This window comes from Treponema primitia ZAS-2 (assembly GCF_000214375.1).
Classification (GTDB): domain Bacteria; phylum Spirochaetota; class Spirochaetia; order Treponematales; family Breznakiellaceae; genus Termitinema; species Termitinema primitia.
Genome location: NC_015578.1, coordinates 560,898 through 573,248, shown reverse-complemented (window position 1 = coordinate 573,248; position 12,351 = coordinate 560,898). Strand labels below are relative to the sequence as shown.

11 protein-coding genes are annotated in these 12,351 nt (G+C 54.7%); 3 read left to right on the top strand and 8 right to left on the bottom strand.

Annotated elements, in window-relative coordinates; all coding sequences use genetic code 11:
- Positions 1 to 96 precede the first annotated feature (96 nt).
- Positions 97 to 627: an FKBP-type peptidyl-prolyl cis-trans isomerase gene (locus tag TREPR_RS02510; protein WP_015706709.1), complete on the top strand. Its 531-nt coding sequence runs from the start codon at positions 97 to 99 to the stop codon at positions 625 to 627.
- 116 nt (positions 628 to 743) lie between these two features.
- Here the strand turns inward: TREPR_RS02510 and TREPR_RS02505 are convergent, their stop codons facing one another.
- The 4 genes from TREPR_RS02505 to TREPR_RS02490 all read right to left on the bottom strand — a co-directional run bounded on the left by TREPR_RS02505 (position 744) and on the right by TREPR_RS02490 (position 5,787).
- Positions 744 to 2,489 carry an NADH-dependent [FeFe] hydrogenase, group A6 gene (locus tag TREPR_RS02505; protein ID WP_015706708.1) on the bottom strand — a complete coding sequence of 582 codons (1,746 nt, stop codon included), beginning with the start codon at positions 2,487 to 2,489 and terminating at the stop codon, positions 744 to 746.
- 9 nt (positions 2,490 to 2,498) lie between these two features.
- Positions 2,499 to 4,373: an NADH-quinone oxidoreductase subunit NuoF gene (gene nuoF / locus TREPR_RS02500; protein ID WP_015706707.1), complete on the bottom strand. Its 1,875-nt coding sequence runs from the start codon at positions 4,371 to 4,373 to the stop codon at positions 2,499 to 2,501.
- An 8-nt stretch (positions 4,374 to 4,381) separates the two neighbouring features.
- Complete coding sequence (locus tag TREPR_RS02495; protein ID WP_015706706.1) at positions 4,382 to 4,885, bottom strand: NADH-quinone oxidoreductase subunit NuoE family protein; 504 nt, start codon at positions 4,883 to 4,885, stop codon at positions 4,382 to 4,384.
- Between the two features lie 221 nt (positions 4,886 to 5,106).
- Positions 5,107 to 5,787, bottom strand: a complete 681-nt coding sequence (locus TREPR_RS02490) for a tetratricopeptide repeat protein (protein WP_015706705.1) — start codon at positions 5,785 to 5,787, stop codon at positions 5,107 to 5,109.
- 326 nt (positions 5,788 to 6,113) lie between these two features.
- Between TREPR_RS02490 and TREPR_RS02485 the strand changes: the two genes are divergently transcribed.
- Positions 6,114 to 6,860, top strand: a complete 747-nt coding sequence (locus TREPR_RS02485) for a uracil-DNA glycosylase family protein (protein WP_015706704.1) — start codon at positions 6,114 to 6,116, stop codon at positions 6,858 to 6,860.
- Positions 6,861 to 6,904: 44 nt separating this feature from the next.
- On the opposite strand, the gene TREPR_RS02480 is transcribed toward TREPR_RS02485, so the two are convergent.
- From TREPR_RS02480 to TREPR_RS02470, 3 genes are read right to left on the bottom strand one after another with little or no spacing between them, the layout of a single operon-like run.
- Positions 6,905 to 7,885 (bottom strand): carbohydrate kinase family protein, encoded by a 981-nt coding sequence (locus TREPR_RS02480; protein ID WP_015706703.1) that lies wholly within the window; start codon positions 7,883 to 7,885, stop codon positions 6,905 to 6,907.
- Positions 7,886 to 7,900: 15 nt separating this feature from the next.
- Positions 7,901 to 8,785, bottom strand: coding sequence for a serine O-acetyltransferase EpsC (gene epsC, locus TREPR_RS02475; RefSeq protein WP_015706702.1), 885 nt, complete (start codon positions 8,783 to 8,785; stop codon positions 7,901 to 7,903).
- 13 nt (positions 8,786 to 8,798) lie between these two features.
- Positions 8,799 to 9,719 (bottom strand): patatin-like phospholipase family protein, encoded by a 921-nt coding sequence (locus TREPR_RS02470; protein ID WP_015706701.1) that lies wholly within the window; start codon positions 9,717 to 9,719, stop codon positions 8,799 to 8,801.
- 129 nt (positions 9,720 to 9,848) lie between these two features.
- Between TREPR_RS02470 and TREPR_RS02465 the strand changes: the two genes are divergently transcribed.
- Positions 9,849 to 10,898: an alcohol dehydrogenase catalytic domain-containing protein gene (locus TREPR_RS02465; protein WP_015706700.1), complete on the top strand. Its 1,050-nt coding sequence runs from the start codon at positions 9,849 to 9,851 to the stop codon at positions 10,896 to 10,898.
- A 70-nt stretch (positions 10,899 to 10,968) separates the two neighbouring features.
- Here the strand turns inward: TREPR_RS02465 and TREPR_RS02460 are convergent, their stop codons facing one another.
- Positions 10,969 to 12,348, bottom strand: coding sequence for a cobyrinic acid a,c-diamide synthase CobB (locus TREPR_RS02460; RefSeq protein WP_015706699.1), 1,380 nt, complete (start codon positions 12,346 to 12,348; stop codon positions 10,969 to 10,971).
- Positions 12,349 to 12,351 lie beyond the last annotated feature (3 nt).

The following is a 12,351-nucleotide window of genomic DNA, read 5'->3' as shown; positions in this document are numbered from 1 at the left end:
TTACTAATGTATCACCGGAATCCTTACTTATCAATGTTTTAAAAAAATATTTTACAAATACTTTACCCTGAACCCTGTCTCATGGTATAAAAAATTATGAATATAACCAAAGATCGGGTGATTAGTATAAACTACACCCTCACCAATTCCCAGAATCAGATACTTGATTCCTCAGGCAGCGAGCCTTTTTCCTACCTTCATGGACATCAAAATATCATCCCCGGCCTGGAAAAAGCCCTGGACGGCAAAAACCAGGGTGACAGTTTCAAAGTAAACGTCCCCGCCGCCGACGCTTATGGCAAACGGGACGACCGTCTCATCACCACGGTCTCCCTGGACCGTTTCAGCGGCGCCGACTCGGTCAAACCAGGCATGCAGTTCCATGCAGAAACCCCGGACGGTGAGCTCCAGATGGTCACGGTAACCAAAGTTGAGGGCAACACGGTCACCATCGACGGCAACCACCCCATGGCCGGCCTGGACCTCAACTTCGATGTCGCTGTGGTGGATATACGGGAAGCCAGCGAAGAAGAACTGGCCCACGGCCATGTCCACTCCCACAGCCACGATGAAGAGGACTGTGACTGCGATGACGGGGACTGCGAAGGCTGCCACGACTGCGGCTAATGGGCTTGCGCGGGACAGACTGAAATTCGACGGTGTCAAACCAGCTCTTTAAAAAAAGCGCCCCGGAATCGGGGCGCTTTTTGTTTAAAAACCGGGTCTCAGGACCCTTTCAAATCTTACTTTAAATACAGATCCCTGGCCTGATACGTGGTATGCAGGAGTTCGTGAGCCTTGTGACCGTTAGGCTCACCCAGGAATTCCTTGTACACCTTTGTGATATTGGGGTTCTGGTGTGAGCAGCGCAGCTGGGACTGTTCATCGTCCTGATAAAGCCCCGCCGCACGTTTTGCGCGGACTTCATCTACACAGCCATAGGGCTGGCCGCCGCCGCCTACACAACCGCCTCTGCAAGCCATCACTTCGACGAACTGCCAGGGGCTGGGCTGACCTGCCGCTTTTGCCGCACGGATCTTGTCCAGGACCGCCGCAATATTTCCCATCTGATGGGCCACGGCGATCTTGATCTTTGTTCCGTCCAGGTCAACTTCAGCTTCTTTGACCCCTTCCAAACCCCGGGCGGGTAAGAAGTTTACATTCCCCAGCTCTTTCTTGGTAACCAGGAAATATGCGCTCCGTACCGCCGCTTCCATAACACCCCCGGTGGCGCCGAAAATGGTGCCCGCCCCGGTGTAGGGACCCAGAGGGCTGTCCGCCTCTTCGTCCGGAAGCTCAAGGATCTTGATCCCCGCCTGTTTGATCATCCTGGCAAGTTCGCGGGTGGTGATGGCAATGTCAACATCGTTACCGTGTCCGGCGCTTTTCATGTCGTCATTGCGGGAAATTTCCCACTTCTTTGCCGTGCAGGGCATTACTGAAACCGAGCAAACCTTATCGGGGTTCACCCCGGCTTTTTCCGCCCAATAGGCCTTTATCATGGCGCCCATCATCTGCTGGGGCGACTTTGCGGTGGAGAAGTTCGGAATCATATCGGTGTAATATTTCTCCATGTAATCGACCCACGCGGGACAGCAGCTCGTGATGAGCGGAATGTCCCCGCCCTTGGTCAGGCGGTGAACCAACTCGGTGCCCTCTTCCATGATGGTGAGGTCCGCAGAAAAGTTGGTGTCAAACACCGTATTAAAGCCGAGCCTGCGCAGGGCCGCATACATCTTCTTGGTAGCGATGGTCCCCGGTTCAAGGCCGAATTCTTCAGCCAGGGCAACCCGGGTTGCGGGGGCAATCTGTACCACCGTGTGAAGTTCCGGATCCTGCAAAGCCTGCCACACTTTTACTGTGTCGTCCCGCTCGTAGATGGCGCCTACCGGGCAGTGGGCCGCACATTGGCCGCACTTGATACAGGGGCTTTCACCCAGGGGCGTCCCCGCGGCGGAAGCGATACTGCCTTTTATGCCCCGCCCCAGGAATTCCAGGGCCCAGACATTCTGCATTTCCTGACAGACCTTTACACAACGCCCGCAGCGTATACACTTTTCGGGGTTCAGGATGATCGCCGGGTTGGAATCGTCTATCAGCAGCTCGTTCCGTATCTTGGCAAAGGGAATCTCCCGGATGCCAAATTCTGCGGCCATGGTCTGAAGTTCGCAGCTTCCGTTACGCGGACACTGCAAACAGTCGGCGGGGTGATTGGAAAGTATCAGCTCAAGAACCGTCTTCCTGATAGCGATAAGTTCCGCATCGTGGGTAACCACCGCCATACCTTCGGAGACCGGGGTTGTACAGGCCCGCACCATCTTTGGGGACCCTTCCATACGAACTATACAAAGCCCGCAGGATGCCCAGGGCGGAAGGTCGGGGCTATAACAAAGGGTCGGAATTTTGATATTCACCTTTTCCGCAGCTTTGAGGATGGTAGTCCCATCTTCGACCTGAACGGCTTTTCCATTTATTTTACAGTTGATCATTGTTTCCTCCTATGCCCTAACCACTGCATCGAACTTGCAGTTCTTGAAGCATTCGCCGCACTTTACGCACTTTGACTGGTCGATGGTATACGGCTTCTTCTTTTCCCCGGTAATACAAGCTGCAGGACAGTTCTTCGCGCACATACCGCAGCCTTTACACTTGTCTTCAAGTATTGTAAAGGACAAAAGGCTCTTACACTTGCCTGCCCGGCATTTGTGATCATGGATGTGTTCCATGTACTCTTCCCGGAAATTGCGGATCGTGGACAAGGTCGGGTTAGCCGCCGTGCCGCCCAAGGCGCAGAGAGAAGCTTTTTGCATCGCTTTACCGATGGTTTCCAGCTTGATGAGGTCCGCCTCATCCCCGTTGCCGTGGGTGATTTTTTCCAGGATCTTCAGGATCTGGGTGGTGCCGATGCGGCAGGGCGAACACTTTCCACAAGACTCGTCAACGCAGAAGTCCATGTAGAAACGGGCCACGTCAACAACGCAGTCATCCTCGTCCATTACGATCATGCCGCCGGAACCCATCATGGATCCCATCTGGGTCAGGCTTTCGTAGTCGATTGGGGTATCAAGGACTTTTTCAGTCAATATACCACCTGAAGGCCCGCCGGTCTGGACGCCCTTGAACTTTTTGCCGTTCTTGATGCCCCCGCCGATTTCAAAGATGATTTCCCGCAGGGTTGTTCCCATGGGAACTTCCACAAGCCCTGAGTTGTTGATCTTTCCGGTCAGGGCAAATACTTTGGTACCCTTGGACTTTTCCGTACCCATGGAGGCAAACCAGGCGCCGCCCCGGACCAGGATGGCCGGGATGTTAGCCAGGGTCTCCACGTTGTTGATACAGGTGGGTTTCCCCCAGAGCCCCGCAACCGCCGGGAAGGGAGGTTTCGGTGTGGGCATACCACGCCCGCCTTCCAGGGAGCGCAGTAACGCTGTTTCTTCGCCGCAGACAAATGCGCCAGCGCCCAGACGGATTTCGATATCAAAGTTAAAACCCGAACCCAGGATGTCATTGCCCAAGAGGCCATAGTCTTTTGCCTGGGCCAGGGCGAGTTCCAGGCGGTGAACCGCCAGGGGGTATTCTGCCCGGATATAGACAAAGCCCTGGGAAGCACCTATAGCCCTGCCGCAGATTGTCATGGCTTCGATTACCGAGTGGGGGTCCCCTTCTATGGTTGAACGGTCCATGTATGCGCCCGGATCGCCTTCATCGGCGTTACAAACCACATATTTTATGTCGTTGGCAACTTTTTTTGTTGCGTCCCACTTCATCCAGGTGGGGAAGCCCGCGCCGCCCCGGCCCCGTAAGCCGGAAGTCTTTAATTCGTTGATGATATCATCGGGTTTCCATTCAAAAAGGGACTTTTGAAGGGCTATATACCCTTGATTTGCAATGTACTCTTCGATCACCTCGGGGTTGATGATCCCGCAATTGCGAAGCACCACCCGCTGCTGTTTCTGATAAAAGCCGATGGGAGGGAGGTCGCCGTGGGCCGCAGCCTTTTGTACCGGAGAACCGTCGGGGTTTTTGTAAAAAAGCCGATCCACTTCCTTGCCGCCCTTCACCTGGCTGGAAATGATCTCCTCAGCGTCTTCCGGTTTAACGTCCACATAGAAGGAGTTGTCAGGAAGCACCTTTACGATAGGACCCCTTTCGCAGAACCCGAAACAGCCGGTCTTGATCACCTGGACCTTATCGCCCACGCCCTGTTTCTTTGCTTCCGCTATCAGGCCTTCATATATTTCTACACCCTTGTTTGACTGACAGGCAGTACCGCCGCAGGTCAGTATGTAATGGGTATAGCCCTTTTTATTGCGAAACTCGCCGCTGGCGCCATCCCGCAGTTTGTTCAGAGCATCTGTATTAAGTTTTGACATTGCTCCCCCTATCCTCTGGCCTTGTATTTTTCGAAAATTTCAGGGAGCTGTTTTTTAGTTAACTTACCGTAGGTTTCACCACCAACGGTCATAACCGGGGCGAGGCCGCAGCAACCTACACAGCGTACTTCTTCTACGCTGAAAAGGCCGTCTTCAGTCACCTCATCCGGCTTTATATTAAGAACACTGCGTGCTTCTTCAATAAGATCCCCGCCGCCTTTCAGGTAGCAGGCCGTGCCCAGGCATACGGACACCTTGTTTTTTCCGGGCTTGGTCGTTTTAAAGAAGTGGTAAAAGGTTATCACTCCATAAATCCGCGCCAGGGGAATCCCGGTCATAAGTGCGATTTGCTCAGCAGCAGCCCTTGGAATAAACCCGAAGGACTCCTGAGTTTTGTGCAAAATCATGATTAAACTACCCTGTTTAACCTTCCACTCATTGATAAATGATACCAGTTCCTTGGGAAACTCCACATTTACCTCTTCCCCGTGTCCACAACTACATTCAGACATGCATACCCTCCTAATAAAATGTGATTCAAGTAATAGGCATCCTCTCAAAATTATGACTACAACTTTCCTAGCAAAGAAACAATGACTTTATCCTTGCCATTATAACCCCGGTATAGTGAGCTGTCAACGAAAAATTATTTTTTTGAAATACCGGAAAACCCTGTTTTTGGGGGAGAATTGCGAAAATATCGAAGAAATGGTCCTTTTTGCCGCAAAATGGCTCAGGTACTGCCCCGTCGGGACCGTTCCAGCCCCTCGCTGGCCTCCCGGTAGTTGGGATTGAGCCGCAAAGCCCGTTCATAGGCCTCAATGGCGGGGCTAAGGTCCCCCACAGATTCCCGGACTGAACCCAGCCGGTACCACCAGAGGGCGGAACCCGGGTCCAGGCGGACCGCAGTGGTGTAGGCAATATCGGCCCGGTAAAATTTCCGCTGGAGTCGGAAAATTTCGCCGATGAAAAAATAGGCCACCGAGGTACGCTCCCCCTGGGGCACGGAATTCACATAACGCTGCATGGACCGCAGGGAATCCTCATAGCGGTCCAGGTAAAAGTAGGCTTCCCCCATGGTTTCCACGATCCGGTAATCATTTCCATTGATCCTAAGCCCCCGATCGCCCCAGTTAATAACATCGGAGTACTTCCGCTGGCGCTGGAGGGTCCAGGTCAGGACCGTATAGGAGTCCATATTCCCCGAATTCCGGGATATTTCATCCAGGCAGATCCGGGCCGCCTCGTTATAGTACTGGTTTGCCTCGTCCATGCGGTCCCGGGCTTCCAGATCCCTGCCTATCCGGTAGCTCCGCAAAGCATCGGGACGGGCTGCGTTCTGCCCGGTTTGTGAAAAAACCGGTCCGGTAATGAGAAGAAAAATCATACAAATCAGGGCTGTGTGAAGCCGCATTGTTCTACTTTATACCTCTGAATAATTTTTTATAAGATAGTATATTTATCGGCCCAAAAAGGCAATTCTCTACTTATAATTCTGGCAATTCTCCTTTTGGTTTATGATAGCTGGATTGGGTAGTGATCGGGGTGGGTGGGCAATTCACGCCTCACCCTAACCTGTAGAACCTGCTTACGGAGCCCAGTAGGTCTCCTCCAGCAGAGAATTCCAGAGACGGGTGAGGCGTGAATTGCCCGCCCGCCCCTGCCTTTATCCCGGTATAGTTAGCGTAAAGCGATTGCTATACACTATGATGCGCTAGGATAAAGTAGGAAAGGAGTTCTATGACTTCTAAAATGTGGAAGAAATTTGCCGCCGCCAGGGAAAATTACCGGGAAGAGACGGAGCGGTTGAGCCGGGAACTGCCTAAATTGGGGAAAATGCAGCAAAGGCTGGTGGATTCCCGGGATGGGCCTGCCTACATTGTGGAAACTCCGGTGGTCTACAACCAGGCGATGGATGAAATGGGGCCCAAGGACGAAATCAAGCTTATCCTGGTGGGGGATAATCCGGGGCGCCGGGAACAGGCTGGGGAAAACCGCCGCTACCTGGTGGGCCCATCGGGCAAAATCGCCGAACGCTTCTTTCGGGAGGAACCCTCCCTGGGCATAGACTTCCGCAAAAACGTGCTTATCCTGAATAAGACCCCCATCCATACCCCCCGCACGGTAGAACTGCGGGAACTCTGCCGCCTGGGCGGACCCAGCCTGACCGAAGCTATCGCCGGGTCCCAGCTTGCCATGGTCCGGCTCCTGGAAGAGTTTTATGCCGCCCTGGCCCCGGTGCCGGTGTGGATCATCGGCTACTCGGAAATGAAAAAGAGAGGCATCTTCGAGGTCTACACCGATGCACTGAAAAAGGTGACTGTCACCTTTTTTGGGCAGCTATACTTTTACCGGCACTTTTCCATGAATCAGTTTACGATAGATTTGCACAAGCAGGCACGGCCGGGGGAGACTACGGCGGAGACCTTGGAACGAATCGGCGTGGCGTACCGGGAGCGGGTGCTGGGGAAGCTTGAAGGACCATGAAATTTAATGCGGGAATCTATCTAAATAGAGAATTGGGTATAGCCTCACTGCCCCTTCAGGGCTTCTACTTCCTGTAAGGTAGGCGGCTCGGCGCCTTGCCGGGAACAGACCAGGGAGGCGGCTTTGTTGGCAAAAAACAGGGCGTCGTAGAGTTCCTGTTCCGTGAGAGCGGCCAGGGCGGAATGGGACATCTTGCCCTTGAGTTCTAGCCAGGAGAGGAAGGCGCCGTGAAAGGTATCTCCCGCGCCTATGGTGTCCACCACGGGAATATCCACCACTGGGGCGCTTACCCGGAGGACCCTGCCATCCTTCCGGCGCAGCAAAGCCAGAGCGCCCTTGGGGCCCAGGGTACTGAGGGCCAGGCGGGGTCCCATATCCAGTACCCTTTGCAGGGATTTCTCCAGGCCCAGACCGGGGTAAATAAAGTCAAAATCCGCTTCGGAAATTTTCGCGATACTGGCGGCGCCTACCCAGGCTTCAAAACGCCGGACATAGGCCTCCCGGTCGCGGATCATAAAGGGCCGCACATTGGGGTCCAGGGAAACAAGCGGCCGTTTATCGTCAGGTACGTCATTACCGCCGACCCGGGCGATAAAGGTTTCTATGGTGGAAGCCGAGGGCTCCATGGTCAGGGCAATGGATCCGAAGAGTACACAACGGATTTCGGGAGCTAAGACGGGGGGAAGGTCCTCAAGAGAAAAAGAACAATCCGCTGCGCCTTCGGTATAGAACACGTATCGGGGCTCCTGCCCCTGGTCCAGCTTCACAAAGGCCAGGGTCGAATTCTGCTCAGTTCGGGGGATCAAATCAATGCCCACGTTACTTTGAATGAGCCGGTTAATCAAAATTTCACCGAAAAAATCCCTGGAAAGTCTGCTCAGGAACCGAACCGGCACACCCAGCCGGCCGATGGCAATGGCCGTGTTAAAGGGGCTGCCCCCGGGGCAGGGTAAAAACCCATCCCCCCGGCCGGGAACCTTCACCGGAATCATGTCAATAATAGCTTCACCACAGGATAAAATCATTGCCCCGCCTATTGTCTATACGGTCCTGACTACCTGATCCCCGCTGGTGGTATACACCATGGCCCCCGCAGGCACCGACTCGGTGATCCACACATTGCCCCCGATGGTGCTGCCCCGGCCGATTATGGTGTCCCCCCCAAGGATGGTGGCCCCGGAGTAGATGGTCACGTCGTCTTCTATAGTGGGATGCCGCTTCCGGTTGGCCTCTTCCTTTTTTACCGAAAGGGCCCCCAGGGTTACCCCCTGGTAGAGCTTCACGTTTCTCCCGATCATGCAGGTTTCGCCTATCACCACCCCGGTTCCATGGTCAATGAAAAAGGATTCTCCGATTTCCGCGCCCGGGTGTATGTCGATGCCTGTGGCGCCGTGGGTAAGCTCGCTCATAATCCGGGGAATGAGAGGTACCTCCCGGGTCCAGAAGAAATGGGCTATGCGGTGGACCATGATGGCCTCAAAGCCCGGGTAGGAGAGTATCACCTCTGCAGCGCTTTTTGCCGCTGGGTCCCCGTCAAAGGCGGCGTTAAGATCCGTGGCTAAGATGCCCCGTATCTTGGGAAGCTCATCGAAAAAATCATCCACGATGAGTTCCGCCGCCGCATGGCACCCGTCATTACCGCAGTTGGCATCTCCCTGGCGGGAAGAAAAGGCGATGCTCTTTTCAACCTCCCCGACCAGTTCCCGGGCCAGGTGGTACACCTTTTCGGCGGTAATCAGCTGAAGGTTATCGTGATCCAGGGCGCCGTATTCCCGGAAACCCGGAAAGACCAGTTCGTCCAGACCCTGGAGTATATGATCAATACTATCCCGGCTGGGCAGGTTATCCCTGCCGGCGTGGTTTACCAGCCCGTACAAATCGTAGGAACTGGTCAGGGTTTCAATGCTTTTATGCAGTCTGCGCAAGGCATCCTCCTAGTTATACACCCGAACTGGCATGGCCACTGATGCCGCATTCCCGGTTTCGCTGCCGGGTCGCATAGGCTACGGGCCCGCCGCTGAAAAAGGCTGCTATGGCTTTTTCACTGCCCCGGACTGCCTGCTCGCCCAGGTTGACAAGCTCCAGTTTCCGGGAAAAGTCAAAGGGAGTCGCCCCATTCGCGGCATGAATGGTCAAAGCCGCCCTGGGCCCCTTCTTGTCAATCACATTGAGCATTACCTCAATGGAACGATACACAATTTTAGAAAAAGTTTTAAGATCCGACAGGGGGGAAGCCTGAAAAAGGTTCACATCCACCGCCAGCACCCGCTTGAACCCCTCAGCCCTGGCTATACTCACAGGCAAATTGTCACAGAGCCCCCCATCGGCCAGGCAATAATCCCCATCCAGAAGGGGCTCAAAAAAACCCGGAAAGGACATGGACGCCCGTATTGCCCGGGCAACAGAACCGGTACTGAATATTATTTCCCGGCCGCTCACCAGATCCGTCGCATTGCACCGGAAGGGTATGCGGGTTTCGTCAAAGGCCTTCCCCCCGGTAAGATCCTCCAGCAGCTTCAACAGCTGATGCCCCGTATCGATCCCCGCCCGGGTCGCCACGCTTCCCAGAATCTGCCCGGTCTGAAACACCTTCCCCATGGCGCCTTGAACCTTGAACGCAAAACCGTCCAGGTATTCGGTGATATCAAATTCATCGCGAATAAAACGGATCATCTCCGGGGGGCTCATACCGCAGGCATAGAGGCCCCCTATGATAGCCCCCATGGAGGTACCCACCACCAGAGAAGGTGCGGGGAGACCCATCTCAGAGAGGGCGTTCAACACCCCCACATGGGCAATACCCCGGGCGCCGCCACCAGACAGGACCAGGGCCCACTTCAGATCTTTCTTTATACGCATATATTACCATTAATATAGGGGATAACCCCGACCTTTGACAATGCGCGGGAAACTTCGTTGCAAAATGCGCGGGAAACTTCGTTGCAAAATGCGCTTTAAATTCAGGCACCGATCCGGTATAATCGACTCATGAAAGCAGCGGTTTGGTATGGTTATAAGGATATACGCATCTGTGATCGTCCCCTGCCCGGAACGCTTCCGGGGCATGTAACGGTCAAAGTCGCTTGGGCGGGAATCTGCGGCACCGATCGCCACGAATACTTAGGGCCCAATTTTATCCCCGTGAAAAAGCCCCACCGCCTCACCGGGGTCACCGCCCCCCTGATCCTGGGCCACGAATTCACCGGGACCATCAGCGAAATCGGCGAAGGCGTTACGGGCTGGGAAATCGGTGACCGGGTTACCGCCAACGGCACCCTGAGCTGCGGCACCTGCGAAGCCTGCCGGTCCGGGCGCTACAATATCTGCGAAAAGCTGGGCTTTGTGGGGGTCAGCCGGGACGGCGCCTTTGCCGAATATGTGAGCGTGGAAGCGGCCCGGCTCTTTAAGATACCCGACACCCTCACCCTGCGGCGGGCGGTTCTGGCGGAACCCCTGGCCTGCGGCATCCACTCCACCCGGCTCCTGGGAGACATCCGGGGCAAAAACGCCGTCATCGTCGGGCCGGGGATCATCGGCCTGTCCTGCTTCTTTGCTGCAAAATTCGCCGGCGCGGGAAAGCTTATTGTGGCAGGCATGGGGGAGCTGCGGAAGGAACTGGTGGAACAAAACGGCGGCATCTATGTTGATGTGGAAAAACAAAATTTGAAGGAAGTGGCGGCCCAAAGTTTCGGCGGCCTGGCGGACATCTGCTATGAGTGTGTGGGCGCCCAGTCTTCCCTGGACTCAAGCCTGGACATACTGAAAAGCGGCGGCGCCCTCATGGTCATGGGGGTCTACGAAAAGCCCCCGGTCTTTCGCATGAACGACTTCCAGGAAGGGGAACGGCGGCTCTTCACTTCCCAGGCCCATGTGGACGAAATTGCAAGCGCCCTGGACAACCTGGACCGGGGGCTGGTCGACGCCGACACCCTGGTTACCCGAGAGCTGACCCTGGATACCCTGGTGGATCAGGGCTTTGAGGAGCTGGCGGCGAATAACGCGAAGCATATTAAGATGCTGATACGGATCGGCGGGTAAGAGACAGCTGTAGTGGAACTATTACGGAAGGATTAGTTGTTTTTCAGAAATTTTGCGGGGAACTTGCCGACTAAAGTCGGTGTTGCAATAGCGCAGCAGACTCAAAAAAATTGTCCGCAATAGTAGTGTTCGTACCGCCAAAGTATATATGGGTGTAACTCGCCGTCACATTGTTATATTGATACCCATCGGTGAATTTCTGTCCATCACTTGTTTTTGCGGTAAAAAAATTTGCCTGAATAGACGATGCGGCAACACGTGATTGATGAAACTCCTGACCCCTGACAACCGTACCCTCAGGCCCGAGCAAGGAATGTGTGCAGGTGGTCAATTCGGCATATCGAATCGATAGGTGGCCCGGGTCCATCACAAAGTCAATCGGAAGCACGCCGCTCATTTTGTGTTCCATACCATCAAAGGTACGCAGGGTGCGCCCGAGGTAAATCAGCCCCCCGCATTCGCCGTATATCGGCATTCCGGACTCGGCGAATTGCCTCAGCTGGTCTGCCAGCCCCTTGTTTGCAGCAAGCTCCGGGGCAAAACTCTCCGGATAGCCGCCGCCAAAATAGACCGCATCCACAGACGGCGGGAGCGCCTCCCCCGCCGCGGGAGAGAACTCTATTATATCAAAGCCCGCCGCTGCAAGAGCAGCGAGATTTTCTTCATAGTAAAAACAGAAAGCCGCATCCTGCGCCAGCGCCAAGCGGAGATGCGCACCATTACTGCGGTTTATATGCGGCGAAGCTGGCGGCCGGTGCAAGGGGCCAAGCTGCTCCGAAAATACCCGGTCAATATCAATCTGCCGTGCAATTCGGTCAATTCCGCTGTTATCCGAACTCGACGAATTCTCCCAGGTGGTCAGCAAACCGAGATGCCTTTCCGGTACTTCAAGTGCCCTATCCGCTTCGATAGTGGCAACTACTTTCCGCCATCGTGTCCCGCCGATTGCCTTCTCAATCAAATCACGGTGATATGAGCTCCCGATCCGGTTAAGCACAAACCCAGAGATTTGCACGGCGGGATCAAAACCGTCCATCCCGTCCATTATGGCTCCGGTAGTTCGTGTCATACCCCACACATCCACCACCACCAGTACCGGAACCCCGAGGATCGCCGCAAGGTGTGCAGCGCTGCCGCTATTTCCCCCGTCAGCGCCGTCATACAGCGCCCCCATCCCTTCAATCACCGCAACATCAACATCCGCAGTCCACCGCGCATACACATCCCGAATACCTTCTTCGCCCATCATCCAGACATCCAGATTAACCGACGGCCTACCGACCACCTTTGTGTGATACATGGGGTCAATAAAATCGGGACCGATCTTGAAAGGCTGTACTATCAGGCCCCGTGCCTTAAGCGCCGCAAGCAAAGCACGGGTAATCGTCGTCTTACCCGCACCGCTGTGTGTGGCAGACACAATTAGTGCAGGGGGTGAATTAGGCGACACTGG